Annotated in this window: 16 protein-coding genes; 3 read left to right on the forward strand and 13 right to left on the reverse strand. The window is 45.9% G+C overall.

Annotated elements, in window-relative coordinates; genetic code table 11:
- Positions 1–22: 22 nt before the first annotated feature.
- Positions 23–871, reverse strand: coding sequence for a S1 RNA-binding domain-containing protein (locus AB1K83_RS16190; protein WP_413059254.1), 849 nt, complete (start codon positions 869–871; stop codon positions 23–25).
- Positions 868–1,293 carry a transcriptional regulator MntR gene (mntR, locus tag AB1K83_RS16195; RefSeq protein WP_413059255.1) on the reverse strand — a complete coding sequence of 142 codons (426 nt, stop codon included), beginning with the start codon at positions 1,291–1,293 and terminating at the stop codon, positions 868–870. The genes AB1K83_RS16190 and mntR overlap by 4 nt, the downstream gene beginning before the upstream one ends.
- A gap of 122 nt (positions 1,294–1,415) precedes the next feature.
- Here mntR and AB1K83_RS16200 point away from each other — a divergent pair, with 122 nt between their 5' ends.
- Positions 1,416–1,571, forward strand: a complete 156-nt coding sequence (locus tag AB1K83_RS16200) for a lmo0937 family membrane protein (protein ID WP_413059256.1) — start codon at positions 1,416–1,418, stop codon at positions 1,569–1,571.
- A gap of 51 nt (positions 1,572–1,622) precedes the next feature.
- Here AB1K83_RS16200 and AB1K83_RS16205 read toward each other — a convergent pair whose 3' ends face one another.
- From AB1K83_RS16205 to AB1K83_RS16215, 3 genes are all read right to left on the reverse strand, one after another.
- Positions 1,623–2,735 carry a GNAT family N-acetyltransferase gene (locus AB1K83_RS16205; protein ID WP_413059257.1) on the reverse strand — a complete coding sequence of 371 codons (1,113 nt, stop codon included), beginning with the start codon at positions 2,733–2,735 and terminating at the stop codon, positions 1,623–1,625.
- 126 nt (positions 2,736–2,861) lie between these two features.
- Positions 2,862–4,976 carry a heavy metal translocating P-type ATPase gene (locus tag AB1K83_RS16210; RefSeq protein WP_413059258.1) on the reverse strand — a complete coding sequence of 705 codons (2,115 nt, stop codon included), beginning with the start codon at positions 4,974–4,976 and terminating at the stop codon, positions 2,862–2,864.
- Positions 4,963–5,334: an ArsR/SmtB family transcription factor gene (locus AB1K83_RS16215; protein WP_413059259.1), complete on the reverse strand. Its 372-nt coding sequence runs from the start codon at positions 5,332–5,334 to the stop codon at positions 4,963–4,965. Before AB1K83_RS16215 ends, AB1K83_RS16210 begins: the two co-directional genes overlap by 14 nt.
- Positions 5,335–5,500: 166 nt before the next feature.
- On the opposite strand from AB1K83_RS16215, the gene AB1K83_RS16220 reads away from it, so the two are divergent.
- A complete protein-coding gene (locus tag AB1K83_RS16220) occupies positions 5,501–5,920 on the forward strand; it encodes a universal stress protein (protein WP_413059260.1) in 420 nt (139 codons plus the stop codon).
- Between the two features lie 68 nt (positions 5,921–5,988).
- Here AB1K83_RS16220 and AB1K83_RS16225 read toward each other — a convergent pair whose 3' ends face one another.
- The 8 genes from AB1K83_RS16225 to AB1K83_RS16260 form a co-directional block, all read right to left on the reverse strand.
- Complete coding sequence (locus tag AB1K83_RS16225; protein WP_413059261.1) at positions 5,989–7,473, reverse strand: potassium/proton antiporter; 1,485 nt, start codon at positions 7,471–7,473, stop codon at positions 5,989–5,991.
- A 102-nt stretch (positions 7,474–7,575) separates the two neighbouring features.
- Positions 7,576–7,953 (reverse strand): Na+/H+ antiporter subunit G, encoded by a 378-nt coding sequence (locus AB1K83_RS16230; protein WP_413059262.1) that lies wholly within the window; start codon positions 7,951–7,953, stop codon positions 7,576–7,578.
- The gene (locus AB1K83_RS16235) at positions 7,931–8,215 is read right to left on the reverse strand and encodes a Na(+)/H(+) antiporter subunit F1 (protein WP_413059284.1); all 285 of its coding nucleotides are present in this window, start codon (positions 8,213–8,215) and stop codon (positions 7,931–7,933) included. Before AB1K83_RS16235 ends, AB1K83_RS16230 begins: the two co-directional genes overlap by 23 nt.
- A complete protein-coding gene (locus AB1K83_RS16240) occupies positions 8,215–8,697 on the reverse strand; it encodes a Na+/H+ antiporter subunit E (RefSeq protein ID WP_413059263.1) in 483 nt (160 codons plus the stop codon). Before AB1K83_RS16240 ends, AB1K83_RS16235 begins: the two co-directional genes overlap by 1 nt.
- A gap of 53 nt (positions 8,698–8,750) precedes the next feature.
- A complete protein-coding gene (locus AB1K83_RS16245) occupies positions 8,751–10,226 on the reverse strand; it encodes a Na+/H+ antiporter subunit D (protein WP_413059264.1) in 1,476 nt (491 codons plus the stop codon).
- On the reverse strand, positions 10,219–10,557 hold the full coding sequence (locus AB1K83_RS16250) for a Na(+)/H(+) antiporter subunit C (RefSeq protein WP_413059265.1): 339 nt from the start codon (positions 10,555–10,557) through the stop codon (positions 10,219–10,221). Before AB1K83_RS16250 ends, AB1K83_RS16245 begins: the two co-directional genes overlap by 8 nt.
- Before the next feature lie 3 nt (positions 10,558–10,560).
- Positions 10,561–10,983 (reverse strand): Na(+)/H(+) antiporter subunit B, encoded by a 423-nt coding sequence (locus AB1K83_RS16255; protein ID WP_413059266.1) that lies wholly within the window; start codon positions 10,981–10,983, stop codon positions 10,561–10,563.
- A complete protein-coding gene (locus tag AB1K83_RS16260; RefSeq protein WP_413059267.1) occupies positions 10,970–13,381 on the reverse strand; it encodes a Na+/H+ antiporter subunit A in 2,412 nt (803 codons plus the stop codon). The genes AB1K83_RS16255 and AB1K83_RS16260 overlap by 14 nt, the downstream gene beginning before the upstream one ends.
- A gap of 340 nt (positions 13,382–13,721) precedes the next feature.
- Here AB1K83_RS16260 and AB1K83_RS16265 point away from each other — a divergent pair, with 340 nt between their 5' ends.
- The gene (locus AB1K83_RS16265; protein ID WP_413059268.1) at positions 13,722–14,393 is read left to right on the forward strand and encodes a histidine kinase; all 672 of its coding nucleotides are present in this window, start codon (positions 13,722–13,724) and stop codon (positions 14,391–14,393) included.
- Positions 14,394–14,452: the final 59 nt, after the last annotated feature.

Raw genomic sequence — 14,452 nt, forward strand, 5'->3', positions numbered from 1 at the left:
CGGAAAAGTTCCCGACGAGCAATTATTTCAACCTGGTCCATCCATCTTCCTGGGTGATTTTCCCTTCCTTCATCAGTCTGCCGAGCGCTCTCTTGAAAGACCCTTTGCTCATTGCAAACATCTCCTGGATTTCATCAGGAGTGGATTTATCGGTGAATGGCATTTGTCCTCCGCTGTCTTGTAAATAACGAAGAATAACCTCCGAATCGTCCGCTAGGCGCTCTTGTTTTCGCGGCAGCAGGGAGCCGTTTAACGTCCCGTCGTCCCGGACCCCGATCACCCGGACTTCCAGCTCCTCGCCCAGGCGCGGCTCTTTCTCCATTTCGGTATTATGAATGAAAATCCGGTAGTTTTCCGGAATGCTTAATAGGAAAGATCCTACAGGCAATAAACGATATGCCCTTGCTTTCAAATTGGCGTTCGTTACGTCACTAGGCGCTTCTGCAATCAGCTCGAGCACTCTCTCTTCAGTCACTAGCCTGCCAAACAGATTGCCTCCCAAATCGGTACGTAATGTCATATAGAGCATATCATCCGTTTGTGGCCATAGGGCACGGATTCTGGGCATATCCGCTTTATTCACCAGCACTTCCACAGGAGCCCCGATATCGACATAGACCCCTTCCTTGGCATCGACCCGGATGACGCGGGCCCAGCCGTACGAACCGATAGTCACGTGAGGGAGTTGCATCGTGGCGGACAGTTCCTTGCGCCGGTTGACATAGAGAAACACGGTTACCCGATCCCCTTCTTGAATGGCCTCGTCCGCATCAGAGGCATTCATCCTTACATCGCCTTCCAAGATCCATCTTGAGCCTTCTCTTTCGATGACTTCCAATTCGGTCGTTGTACCAGGTTGCACTTCTTTCATTCCCAATCGCCTTCTTTCTCTCTTCCCATTTTCAATTTCCGGACGAACTCTTCGTCTTGATTCAATGCCTCCACCAGGTCGGTGATCCGATCCATGGCATTCCAACTCAGATGATGTTCGATCCCTTCCACATCACCATAAATATTCTCCTCTTCCACTCCGATGATACGGAGAAATTGCTCCAACAAATCATGGCGTCGCACTAATTTCTTGCCGAATTTCAACCCTTTGTCCGTCAACTCAAGTCCTCTATACCGTTCATAGACGACATAGCCTTCTCGATGCAAGCGCTGCGCCATTTTTGTGACAGAGGAAGGGAGGACGGCGAGTGATTCCGCAACATCCGATACACGTGCCTCCCCCTTCGCTTCAATATGCAAATAAATTTGTTCGATATAGTCTTCCATTCCTGGTGTTGCCAACCGGAACGCCTCCTATTTGGATTCCCGCATGGTATCGCCTCTACTCCTTCCCCTCTATGTTTAGCCTGACTTTTAGAAGGGTAATTTTAAAGTAAGACGTAATCAGGAAAGAGGTGATCTGCATGGGCCGAATTATTTGGTTGCTTATCGTTGCCCTGATTGTATTTTGGCTGTTAGGGCTTGTGTTTAAAATTGGCGGTGGACTGATCCACCTTTTACTCGTAGTTGCCGGAATCATTTTTGTCATCCAGCTCTTTACGGGGAAACGAACCGTGTAACGAAAGGGATGTCGACGTCATGTCGGCATCCCTTTCCCCGTTCTACCCTCATCAGTCTATTTTCGCATAGATGCATGTATTCCGTAAAACATTTCCATCAGGCGACAGAGAATCTTGTTTCAAGATTCCTTCCAGGACGAAGCCCGCACGCTCCGCTACCCGGCGGCTTTTCATATTCGCCTCATCACAACGAATTTCCACCCGTCTCGCCCCGAGTTGTTCAAAAGCGAATTGTTCAATTCTTACAACCGCCTCCGTCATATAGCCATTTCCTTGAAAGTCTTTTGACAGCCAATAGCCAATCTCAAATTTAGGGATGGACCAATCGATCCGGTGCAGTCCGGATGACCCGATGAATTCCCCCGTTTCTTTATGATAAATATGAAACCGCAAGTCTTGGCGGGTAATAAAGTTTGCAATCGCCTTCCGCAAACTTTCCTCTGTCATATGCAGCTCAGGTTCCGGTTTCGCCCACGGCATCCATTTCCGTAGTCCTTCCAATGATCTCTGAATGGCACGCAGTGCATCCGGCGCATCTTCTATTTTGGGAGCCCGGATCAAAAGCCGTTCCGATTCAAATGAATCCGGAAAATCCGGAATACGCCGTGGCGATACGAAGACCTTGGGCTTGTCCCCATCTTCCCAAATAACAGGCGTAGTCGTTCCCATGATAAAATCCTCTCGGGTGATTCCATATGTAACGGCATCATAATACTTATTTTCCCTCGGTGAAAACCAAGCATTCCGCAAGTGGGCCTCTTTGACAAAACCAGCCCGTTCGAACGTTTTTCTCATAGCCAGATTATCTTGACGGGTATGCCCTTCCAAGCGAATTTTCTTCTCTTTCAATCCAAATACATATTCCGCGACGAGTCGAAGTGCCTTCGGACCATAACCCAATCCGCGCGAGACATCAGCGATCCGCAAGTCAAAGAGTGGAATTTCGTCTTGCAAGTCGTAAATTTTCACTATGCCGACTTTTTCACCTTCTTCATTCTCGACCCAGAAGGTTTTTACTTCATCCGACTCATAGCCTCCTTCTTCAATCGCCTTTTCAATCATATCACGGCCAGGGTGTGGAATTCCGTGGAATGGCCAAGTATTGGTCGTCATAAAATGGATCAGCTGCTCTTGCTCTTCCATTGTCCATTCTTCCAAGTGCATCCATAACCGCCTCCATTCTATTTCAGTTCTACTTTCATTTATTTAAATATCTAAAAGAGCTGGTATGCCAACCCAGCTCTTTTCAGATCGTCCGGCCCGCAAAGCCAATTGGCTGAACTATGCTGTTTACTTTTGAATCCGCAATAAACGCAGCGAATTTAGCACTACTAATAAGGTCGCTCCCATATCGGCGAAAATGGCAATCCAGAGCGTGAGCCATCCTGGAATGATGAGAAGCAGCGCTACAATTTTCAGCCCTAATGCAAACATAATGTTTTCCTTAATAATTCGCAATGTTTTTCTACTTAATTTCATCGTATATGGCAAATTACGTAAATCATCTGCCATCAATGCGATATCTGCCGTCTCGAGTGCAGCGTCTGTTCCTGCTCCGCCCATTGCAATCCCAATGGAGGAGGCAGCGAGAGCGGGAGCGTCATTGATGCCATCCCCCACCATAGCAACACGGCCGTATTTGTCTCTCAATTGTTTGATGGCCGTCAGTTTATCCTCCGGCATCAGGCTGGCACGGACATCGGTGACTCCGAGTTTTTCTGCGATTGCAGCCGCAGTGCCCGGATGATCCCCCGTCAACATGACCGTATGCCGAATTCCGATTTCTTTCAACTTCGCAAGGACCGTTCGGCTTTCTTCCCGTACCGGATCTTCCACAGCGAGCAGTCCACCATATCGATTCTCTTGCACGATGGCCATTACCGTTTTTCCTTCTTTCTGAAGAGCGACGGCTTGCTCCATGATGAAGGCTGGCACTTGTGTCAGTTCATTAGCCCAATCCAGGCTTCCAATTGAGATTGTGACTCCATCCACTTTGCCGTATGCCCCTTTTCCAGTTACCGATTGGAAATCGGAAACTTCGTATGTGCCAGCTCCGTTTTCCTTTGCAAAATTGACTACCGCTTTCGCAAGTGGATGCTGGGACATCGATTCCACTGCGGCTGCCATGCCGAGCAACCGGTCTGCTTCCGTCCCCTCCGCTGCAATGAAGTCCGTCACTTCCGGATAACCCTTCGTCAAGGTTCCCGTTTTATCAAATGCAATGGCGTCCAGGCGCCCCGTCTCCTCCAAATGGATGCCGCCTTTGATGAGCACACCTTGGCGGGCGGCATTGCCGATCGCTGTGACGATGGCTACCGGGGTGGAAACGACGAGCGCACATGGACAACCGACGACGAGAACAGCTAACCCTTGGTAAATCCACTCACTCCAATCTCCACCGAGGAATGGTGGTACAATGGCTACCAAAATGGCAATGACGATAATGACCGGAGTATAGTATTGGGCAAATGTATCGACAAATTTTTGGGAAGGCGCTTTTTCCGCCTGCGCATCTTCGACTAAATGGATAATTTTCGCGATGGTTGTGTCACCGACCAATTTGTTGACTTTAACCTCGAGCGCCCCCTCTTCGTTGAGCGTCCCGGCGAATACCTCATCCCCCTGCTCTTTCAAGACCGGGACAGACTCTCCCGTAATGGCCGCTTGATTGACAGTTGTGGTCCCGGACAGCACGGTACCGTCCATCGCGATTTTTTGTCCAGGTCGAACAACCAGGATATCACCGATCCGGATATCTTCGGTCAGCAATTCGACTAGCTCGCCGTCCCTTTTTACGAGTGCGGAAGGCGGCGCGATATCCATCAGTTGCCGAATGGACTGGCGCGCTTTGTCCATCGAGTACGCTTCGAGGGCTTCGCTAACCGCAAACAGGAACACGACTACCGCCCCTTCGCGCCACTCCCCAATAATTGCAGCCCCGATAATGGCAATCGTCATGAGCGTTTTCATGTCGAATTCGAATCGGGCGAGATTGGCCAAACCCGTTCGGAACATGCCCGTTCCCCCTACTACGATAGACGCGGCAAATAAAGCAATGGCCATAGGATGCGTTTCTTCATAACGGAAGGAGACGAATGACCCGACCAAAAGGAAAATCAGGGAAATGAAAGATACAATATTCTCTTTTCGTTTATAAAATGGAGTCTTTGGTTCTAACTTACGCTGTTCCTGATGCAGCGGAACGACTTTGATACCGTCAAATGCACCTGCCGCTTCCAGCTCCTCGATCGTGGCACTGCCGCTGAAGCGCAATTTGGAAGCACCGAAGTTGACTTGGGCTTCGTCGACAGATGGTAGGTTTTTTACATTTCTCTCGAATTTCAGCGCACAATTGGCGCATGTTAAGTTTTCTAACCTGTATTCGTTTTCGTTAACCGTTGCCATGATCATCACCTTCTTCAATAGCATGGTCATATGCGACTTTCACCAGTTGATGAATATGATCGTCGGCCAATGAATAATAGACCATTTTTCCTTTGCGTTTCGATTTTGCGAGTGCATGATCCCGTAAGTATCGAAGATGGTGCGAGGCGGTGGCGGAAGATGACCCGATAACTGCAGCCACATCACATACACACATCTCTTCTTCCAGTGTTAACGAATACGCGATCTTCAGTCTCGTTTCATCTGCCAGCGCTTTGAAGATTTGAACCATCCCATCCAAATCCGGAAGTAATCCTTGAATTCGCTCTACAACCTCTTCATGAACAATCGTAGTTTCACAAACATCTTTTATCGTCATATAGACACCTCATTCAAATGTTAGTTTGATTAAGTTTAGTATATGCAATTCACTCTCGGGTTACAAGGTCAAACAAACAGATCTTTGAATGTTTTTAAATAATAAAGGTTTCTATTAGAGATTTGTGAAACTTTTTCATATACTGTAAGAAAAGGAGGCATTCGATGTGTATAACAAAATATTAGTGGCGGTAGATGGGTCGGATAACTCTGTACGGGCCGCACAGCATGCTGTTCATTTGGCTTCGTTGACTCCCGGCGCAACCGTGGATTTGATATATATCTTGGATTATGATCGAATCCGGGCGGATGTCATCCTGGATGCAAGCGCAGACGATTTACACATCGACCGAAAAAATCGGATTGCGCCGATTGAGAAATTATTCAAAGAGCAAGGTATTTCATATAAACTGGTCATTAAACATGGCGAACCCGGTCCGACCATTGTTATCTACGCCAATGAAGGCCAATTCGACCTGGTCATCCTCGGCAGTCGCGGGCTGAACGCATTCCAGGAAATGGTCCTCGGAAGCGTCAGCCACAAAGTGGCAAAGCGGGCGAAGGCCCCTGTGTTGATTGTCAAGTAAATAACTCCTATCCAAACATAAAACAAGGCTGTTACCTCGGATCTCGGTAACAGCCCTATTGCATATTCTTACACTTCGATCCCAATTTCCTCCGCCAAGACCAGTTTCACCTTCGGCACTTGTTCCTTGGCGGTCAATATGTATAAAACATCCCCCACCTCTAACATCGTTTTTCCAGTAGGCATAACGAGTGTACCGTTGCGGATAATGGCTGAAATGACCGTCTCTCTCGGAAGTCCGAGCGTTTGTACTTCCTGATTGAGGAACGGTGAATGTGCCGATATTTCCACCTCAAGCATTTCCGCATTGGCCTTCCCCATCGAAATGAGCTCCAGCTGATGAATTCGTTTCGGCGGGGGTTGTGCTTCGAGGCCAAGCCAACTTGCTACGATTGAAATCGTTGAACCCTGTAGTAAGGCCGACATTAAGACAATGAAAAATACCATATTGAAATAGAGAAACGGATCTGGTACTCCAGCGAGGAGAGGAAATGTTGCGAGAACGATTGGGACGGCGCCACGGAGTCCTCCCCAAGACAGAAATAGTTTCTCTTTGAAAGTATAATCGAAAAACATAGTACAAAGGAAAACAGCAATCGGTCGGGCAATGAACATCAAAACGAATGACAGGACAAGCCCTTTCCAAATTAAATTCCAACTTGTCAATTCATTCGGGAAGACCAATAACCCCAGAATGACAAACATGGTGATCTGCATTAACCAAGCAAACCCCTCGTGGAACCGGAAAATGGAATGACTATGGCTCAATTCCCGGTTGCCGATCAGAATGCCGGCCACATACACTGCGAGCAAGCCACTTCCTCCGGTTACCGTTGTTACACTATAAATGGAAATGGCTAGCCCCATTGACAACACCGCATACAAACCGCTCGCATCTAACTTAATTTTGTTCATCAACCGTGAAGATAAATAGCCGAAACCAAGTCCTAATGCAAGTCCCATCCCCATTTGAATGAAAAAACTAGGTATAAGGTAAGGATTCCCATTGGAAAATTCGGGTCGGGTTAGCCATTCAATGAAGGCAATGGTCAAAAACATCGCCATTGGATCATTGGAACCTGATTCCAATTCGAGTGTTGACGACATATTCTTCCGAATGTTTTGTCCCGCCATCACAGAAAATACGGCAGCAGCATCTGTTGAGCCAACGATGGAGCCAAGTAGAAACGATTCCAACCATCCGAGGCCTAGCAAATAATGTGCCGCGCCTGCCAGAATAGCTGCAGTGAAAATGACGCCCGCTGTTGCCAGAACAGCAGCTCCGCCTAAATTCGGCCGGACATGATTCCAATCTGTCCGCAACCCACCCTCAAAATGGATGACGATTAGTGCAACCATACCGATTGTCTGGGCAAGGTGTACATCCGAAAAATCAATCAGCCCCGTAATGTCACTACCTAACACCATCCCCAAAATCATGAAGAGAACCAATGCCGGAACCCCTGCACGGGATGTGATCTTCGTCATGAAAACCCCACTTAATAGAAAAAAACCAATCAGGAAAATTAGTCCGTCCAAGGAAATTGAATTCATCCAACACCCTCATCTCTCAGATAGCAATTAGCAGTAATGGAGAAGGTAGTAAATTACAGGCTCTTTCATTTAATACGAAAGCCCGCAGAAAAAAGAGGAACTCTATCTATCCGCGTTGTCTTCCCCCTCTTTGCCATGCAGTACCTCGTAAAGTTCATCCTCAGCGGAGATATCGGCCAATTTCACATTCGACCGATACGCCGCCCGAATAATCAAGTGTCCCGCAACTGGCGCTGTCAAAAACACAAAAACAATTCCTAAAAGCAACCGGACACTGATAAAATGTTCACTAAACAAAAAGTATAAAAAAGCACCAGACAATGTCAGCAAAACCGCAAGTGTCGAGCTTTTCGTGGCAGCATGGGATCTCGTATACACATCAGGCAAACGGATGAGCCCGAAGACACTGATTACACTTGCAATTCCGCCCGTTAAAATTAATAATGCCCCTATAAATTTACCGATCTCGTCTACGCTCAACGATAACACCCCTCTCGATAGATTTGGAGAAAGCGATCGTCCCAATAAACGATAATATTCCTAGGATCAGAATGACTTCCAAGAATGCTTTTGTTTTCATAATGACTGAAATGACTGCAATTGTCGCGATCAAGTTGACGCCTATGACATCCAGGGCAATGACCCGGTCCGGCATGGAGGGCCCGAGAATTATACGTAATACCGCAATCGCAATGGTAATGGCAAATAAGACAATGGAGACCGCAAGCATTATTTCAATCATCATCGGGTCACCTCCATAATCGCCTTTTCAAAATTCTTCAACTGTTTAATAAGTCCTGCACGGGACTGCTCCACGTCCATCGCATGAATATAGAGCAAATTCCCTTCTGGGGCGACTTCCATTACGACAGATCCCGGTGTCAAAGTTAAGAGAAGCGAAAGCATCGTTACTTCCACATCACTTTTCAAAATCGTTTCGTATTTGAAGATGCCAGGTTTTATCTTCAATCTTGGACTTAAAATCTGCTTTAACACAATAATGCTCGACTGGGTAAGCTCCGAAATAAAAATGAGCATCAATTTGAAAGATGAATATAACCGGCGCAAATAAAATTGGGTGCCGAAAAACCGATGCATGAAAAAAATGATTCCAATCCCGACAAGAAAGCCGGCAAAGAAAGTCGTAAACTTCAGCTCGTCTTCATCCATCAAGGTCATCCAGAGAAATGCTATGAATAAATTTAACAGCAGCTGAGCGGGCAAGATTCGTCACCTCTTCCTTCTTGTCGTTGGGGAAAAAACACCCCAATTCCATTTCAATTCAATACGGCCTCGATATATATTTCCGGATTCATCAGCGTTCTTGCGGCGTCGCTCACATACGGCGCAATCCCTTCCGCTCCAATTCCCAATGCAATGGTCATCAAACTTAAAATCACTGCAGGAACGAGCAATCCTTTGCGCAGAGGAACGTCATCATCTTCATTAATGATGGTTTCACCCCAAAAACAGTTCAAGAATATCCGCAGTAATGAATACAGGACAAAAATACTTGATAGAAAACCGATGGCCAGCAAGACAAACGCCCCGGCTTCTATTGATCCTTGGCCGATGTACACTTTTCCGATAAACCCGCTAAGTGGCGGAATCCCCGTAAGCGAAAGCATCGTGATAAAAAATAACCATCCTAGTACTGGGTAGTTCCGGATCAGTCCACTCATTTCCCCTATCTTTGCAGTGCCTGTCAAAAATATCATGGTACCTGCAAGGAGAAATAATAGCGCTTTGATGATCATGTCGTGAATTAAATAATAAATGGATCCTTGAAATGCGGCTTCTGTTGAAACAGCAAGACCCACCAGGATGAATCCAACCGCAATGATCACATTGTAGGAAACGATCTGCCTGATATCGTTATAGGCTATAGCCCCAATACTCCCAGCAATCATTGTCACCGCAGCCATGATACCGATAAGTGTATGGGTGATTTCCGGTTCATGATAAAAAATGAGTGTGAATGTCCGAAACATCGCATAGATCCCGACTTTCGTCAATAATGCCCCGAACAAAGCGGCCACTGCCGTCGGGGGGGCACTATAGGAGCCCGGCAACCAGAAGTATAGAAGCAGGCCGGCCTTCAGGCTAAAGACGACAAGGAATATGATACTGATGACAGTCAGGAGAGGCCCTTGCCCTACTTCCGCTACACGGACCGATAGATGTGCCATATTCAGCGTACCCACCACACCATAGAGATACGCAATTCCCAGAAGGAAAAACCAAGATGATAAGACATTAATGGCGACATATTTAATCGATTCGACCAGTTGTACCTTTCTTCCCCCCAGCGCAATAAGTACATAAGATGAGAGGAGCATGACCTCAAAGCAGACAAATAAGTTAAAGAGATCGCCCGTCAAAAATGACCCGTTAACACCGGCAAGAAGGAAAAAGACAAAGGGGTAAAAAAACATATGTTCATGCTCTTTGCCAGTTGATAAAAAAGAATATAGAAGAATGACTCCAGCTACGACTACCGATGTCAATACCAGCAAAACGGAGAAGGAATCTGCAACAAACAATATTCCGTAAGGCGGCAACCACCCTCCGAAATCAAGCCGCAAAATCCCTTCAGACTGAACGCGATTCAAAATAAATAAACTGACAAATGCTATTGCCAAAATGGAGACAATGCTAAGCATCCGCTGGACTCTCACATACGGTCTCAAGAAGATAAGCACAATGCCTGTCAATAGTGGAATAATCATAGGCATAACAATACTATTATTCATCTTCGAACCCTCTCAATGCGTCGAGTTCGTCAAAATTTGTCTCTTTATATGTACGGTAAGCGAGCACCAGTAAAAAAGCAGTGACTGCGAAACTGATAACGATCGCCGTCAAAATGAGCGCCTGTGGAAGAGCATCTGTATAGCTCTCGGCATTTTCGCTTAACAAAGGAACACTCCCCTTCTTCAGCCCCCCCATTGTCATTAATAATAAATGAACAGCGTGGGACAAGAGAGCCGTGCCAAGAATAACCCGAATCAGATTTCTGGATAGCAGCAAGTAAACCGCAACCGTGACGAGAACTCCAACCAGTAACGTTATGAACGTTTCCATCTGCTACACATCCTCACTTATACTTAAAATAATGGTGACAACTACACCAACAACTGTTAACGCCACCCCCGCTTCAAACAAGATGACGGTTGCCAGTTCCGTTTCACCGAAAACCGGTAATTGAAAGTAGCCGAACGTCTGTGTAAGAAACTGAGCTCCGAACAGAACAGCTCCTGCCCCTGTACCGACTGCCAGCAAGACACCAAAAGCGGCAATTTTTTTAAAGTCAAATGGAATTCCTTTGTGAACCGTTTCGATATCATGTACCAGGTATAGCAGGACGAACGCGGAAGATAGGACAAGTCCGCCAATGAAGCCCCCACCGGGATTATGGTGACCAGATAGGAAGAGTTCCACTCCAAATGTCAAAATGATAAAGACGACAATTTTTGTGACAGTCCTTAAAATGACATCATTGATCTTCAACGTCTCGCCCTCCTTTACCAGCCTTCAGTTTAATCAAAGCAAATACACCAATTCCAGCCAGGAATAGAACAACGACTTCCAACATCGTATCGAAAGCACGGAAGTCTCCCAATATTGTGTTTACAATATTGGACCCCCCAGCGAGATCATACGCATTTTCAAAGTAAACGGATATCGACTCAAACATTTTATTGCCCTGCACAACAAGTCCTAGAACTGTGACGACGGTACCCATTGAAATGGCAATCATCCCATTGATAATTTTAGTAGTCCAAAGAGACTTTTCTTTCTTCCATTCAGGTAGGAAATAGAAGCAAAGAAGAAACAACGCTGTTGTTACCGTCTCTACGATGATCTGAGTGAGAGCCAGATCCGGTGCCCGGAGGACAACAAACAGGATGGCAATGGAATAGCCCAGAACCCCATTCAAGATAATCGCGGAAGTGCGTGATTTTGCAAAGAGGATCGCTACTGCCGCCACCATCATGACGCATACGATGATGTATTCATTAATGGTGATCGAGGCGTCATTCGATAGATCAATCGTAACCTGGCCTGTCCAAAATAAGCCCCCTCCTACAACGACAATGAAGAAAATGAAGATATAGGTAAAGTAATCCCGAAGATAACCTGTCATATAACTTCTTGTCAGGACCGAGGCCCCTAGCTCTGTCCGGATCAACAGGCTATTGTAAAGCGAGTCAAGACTCCAGCGCATTGGTGCAATGTTGTAAATGCCCTTCCAATACCGAAGAGAGAAGTATAGCAGTGTCCCGACAACCACCACACCCACCGTCATCCAGAGCGCAGGATTAAAACCGTGCCAAGCCGATATTTCCGGAACCAATCCAGGAGCACCCTCAAATGCCGGGAAAACCGCCATCATCGCAGGACGCAATAAATAAGAACCGATCACATTCGGGAAAAAGAAGATACCGAGGACAAGAACAGCAAGAATTGAGGGTGCTATCAGCATTCCAATCGGCGCTTCATGTGCTTTACGGTCGAGCCTAGTTGGATGATGCTGCCCCAGAAATGTTTGGAAGACAATGATCACCGAGTAAACAAACGTCAACACACTCGCTATCCAAGCGACAACCGGAAACATCGATCCCAACATTCCCGTCGAAAGAATATCAAGATTCCTGATACTTACTATTGCCTCAAAGAACATCTCCTTACTCAAGAAACCATTGAACGGAGGCAATCCCGCCATAGAAAAACTGCCAATCAAAGCGATCGTAAACGTGGCAGGCATGAATGACATGAGCCCGCCAAGTCTCCGGATATCCCTCGTGCCTAGTTCATGGTCCAAAATACCGACCACCATGAAGAGGGCTCCTTTGAACGTCGAATGATTTATGAGATGGAATAATGCCGCAAATGTTGCCTGCGTATAGAGGATGGCATTCGCACTGTAGCCCTCTCGAAGACCTATAGAGCCCAGGCCTAACAGACACATGATGAGACCCAGCTGACTAATAGTGGAATATGCAAGCAACGCTTTTAAGTCGGTCTGCTTTACTGCGTTGAACGAGCCCCAGAATAATGTGAAGATCCCGACACAACTGACAGCATAAAACCAAACCATTTCCCCACCGAATATAGGCGTGAAACGCGCTACCAGATAGATGCCCGCTTTGACCATGGTAGCCGAATGCAAATAGGCACTGACCGGCGTAGGTGCCTCCATGGCATCAGGCAACCAAATATGAAATGGAAACTGGGCAGATTTAGTAAAGGCGCCGAGCAGGATGAGTGCCATCGCCGGCATGAACAAACTATCATCCGTATATTGTCCGATCGAGGAGATGATTTCCCGAACACTGTAGGAGCCGGTCATCACAAATAGCATAATAAATCCGGCAAGCATCCCGACTCCACCCGTAACGGTAATGAGCATTGATTTTTGTGCACCATATCTAGATTTTTTTCGATAGTACCAAAAGGCAATTAATAGAAAGGAGGAAATACTCGTTAACTCCCAGAAAACATACAGCACCATTAAATTATCCGAAAAGACTACTCCTAGCATGGCACCCATGAACAGGAGCAAATAAACGTAAAAACGCCCTAATGATTCGCGTTCCGATAAATAATATATGGAATAAAGGATAACGAGTGTCCCGACCCCAGTAATAAGAAGGCTAAAAATTAGACTAAGGCCATCTAGATAGGTCGTAAAATGAATCCCCGCTGACTCAATCCATTGAATGGTATGTATGTATACATTTCCAGAAGCAACATTAGGTATGAAACTGGAAAGCAAGAGAAATAACAAGAGCGGAACGAGCAGAACAAACCAACCGATATTTCGATTGGGAATCTGCTTATAAATGAAAGGCACTAATACTGCAGCTAAAAAAGGGGCAAAGATAGCAATCGTGATAATCAACAAATCTATACCTCCAATATGGAAAGGACTTGAATTCAAACTGGGGACGAACGACAAATTCGTAATATTGTTGCAACTTACTTCATTATAGAGATAGAATGGAGTTCATCCAGCTTGTCGTACACTTGACTCGTAACGCTACTGGCGAGATAATAGGTAGCCATAGGCACCATGTTAGGGGAACTTCGATGAGTTTACATAAGAAATTATACACTAATATCAGATACGTCGCACATTGATGACTTTCTTCAATTTCTTCTTGAAAAACTCACCGTTGTCCTATATAATTTCGTAGTTTTGATAGAACAATACAATTACTATTCATTAAGAGGTGACTACCGTCATGGGCAAAGTGAAAGGCCGTATGGATGAGAGTATTCTCGTCTGTGTCTACTACGGTCCAAATGGTGAACGTCTTATCAGGCGCGGACATAAAATGGCAAGTATTATGGACTGCCCATTATATATATTGACTGTCGATCCACTTCCCCTCGATGATTTCGACGCTGAAAAATCCGAGTATCTGGAAAGCTGGAAGGAATTGGCCGAGGAACTTGAAGTAGAAGAATTCATTATTCAGGATAATGAAAAACGCTCTACTGCAAAAGTGATCAAGGAGGTCGCACATCAATATAACATTACACAGATTATTATTGGGCAAACCGCGCAAAGCAGGTGGGAAGAAATCACCAAAGGTTCCTTTATGAATGTATTGTTGCGCGAAATTACGTTTGTCGACTTTCATGTCGTCTCGGTCGCGCGCTCCATTCGGGATGAAAGTGAAGGGTTATTCGAAAAAGGAGTGCGGGCTTATTTAGTCGAGGATGGATCCAGTTTTCGTATCAACTTCACTCTTTCCAAGGATGTCCGTTTTGAAGGAATATTTTTCAAGGAAATCGGAACGGATTTTAACAATGGTATTTTTAAATTCATGCACAATAACAAGATGTGCCAAGTACCCATTATTGACGACCAAGTAAGCGACCCGTCTTTGATTAGTTGTAAAATCGAATAATAGACATGGAACAGGCGGACGGCCCAGAAATAGGTCATCCGCCTGTTTTGGATTAGACT

The sequence above is a fragment of the Sporosarcina sp. 179-K 3D1 HS genome, assembly GCF_047228905.1.
Lineage (GTDB): Bacteria > Bacillota > Bacilli > Bacillales_A > Planococcaceae > Sporosarcina.

Coding starts and splice junctions, on each gene's coding strand:
- AB1K83_RS16190 (WP_413059254.1), bottom strand. CDS start 871: ATGAAAGAAGTGCAACCTGGTACAACGACCGAATTGGAAGTCATCGAA.
- AB1K83_RS16200 (WP_413059256.1), top strand. CDS start 1,416: ATGGGCCGAATTATTTGGTTGCTTATCGTTGCCCTGATTGTATTTTGG.
- AB1K83_RS16205 (WP_413059257.1), bottom strand. CDS start 2,735: ATGCACTTGGAAGAATGGACAATGGAAGAGCAAGAGCAGCTGATCCAT.
- AB1K83_RS16210 (WP_413059258.1), bottom strand. CDS start 4,976: ATGGCAACGGTTAACGAAAACGAATACAGGTTAGAAAACTTAACATGC.
- AB1K83_RS16215 (WP_413059259.1), bottom strand. CDS start 5,334: ATGACGATAAAAGATGTTTGTGAAACTACGATTGTTCATGAAGAGGTT.
- AB1K83_RS16225 (WP_413059261.1), bottom strand. CDS start 7,473: ATGAATTCAATTTCCTTGGACGGACTAATTTTCCTGATTGGTTTTTTT.
- AB1K83_RS16235 (WP_413059284.1), bottom strand. CDS start 8,215: ATGATTGAAATAATGCTTGCGGTCTCCATTGTCTTATTTGCCATTACC.
- AB1K83_RS16245 (WP_413059264.1), bottom strand. CDS start 10,226: ATGAATAATAGTATTGTTATGCCTATGATTATTCCACTATTGACAGGC.
- AB1K83_RS16250 (WP_413059265.1), bottom strand. CDS start 10,557: ATGGAAACGTTCATAACGTTACTGGTTGGAGTTCTCGTCACGGTTGCG.
- AB1K83_RS16265 (WP_413059268.1), top strand. CDS start 13,722: ATGGGCAAAGTGAAAGGCCGTATGGATGAGAGTATTCTCGTCTGTGTC.